Source organism: Vogesella mureinivorans, from assembly GCF_007644035.1.
GTDB classification, from domain to species: domain Bacteria; phylum Pseudomonadota; class Gammaproteobacteria; order Burkholderiales; family Chromobacteriaceae; genus Vogesella; species Vogesella mureinivorans.
On sequence record NZ_VMTV02000828.1, the window covers coordinates 1 to 286 of the forward strand.

1 protein-coding gene is annotated in these 286 nt (G+C 68.5%); it reads right to left on the reverse strand.

Annotated features, from left to right (window positions below):
• The coding region (locus tag FLQ44_RS19825) for an EAL domain-containing protein (RefSeq protein WP_147695756.1) at window positions 1-286 on the reverse strand (286 nt) is incomplete at both ends.

The following is a 286-nucleotide window of genomic DNA, read 5'->3' on the forward strand; positions in this document are numbered from 1 at the left end:
CCAGCTCGCGCAGGCGCGGCAGCAGGGCGGGCCGGTCGACGAATTCCGCCACGGTCTGCAGCTTCAGCACGCGCGCGACATCGACGAAGGCTCGCACGGCCGCTTCGTCCAAGGGATCGTCCAGCAGGTTCTGCACGAACTGGCCGTCGATCTTGAGCAGGTCCACCGGCAGCTGCTTCAGGTAGCCGAACGACGCGCTGCCCGCGCCGAAATCGTCGAGCGCGACGCGCAGGCCCAAGGCGTGAAGCTGGCCGATGAAGGCCGTCGCCTCGGCCATGTTGCCGAT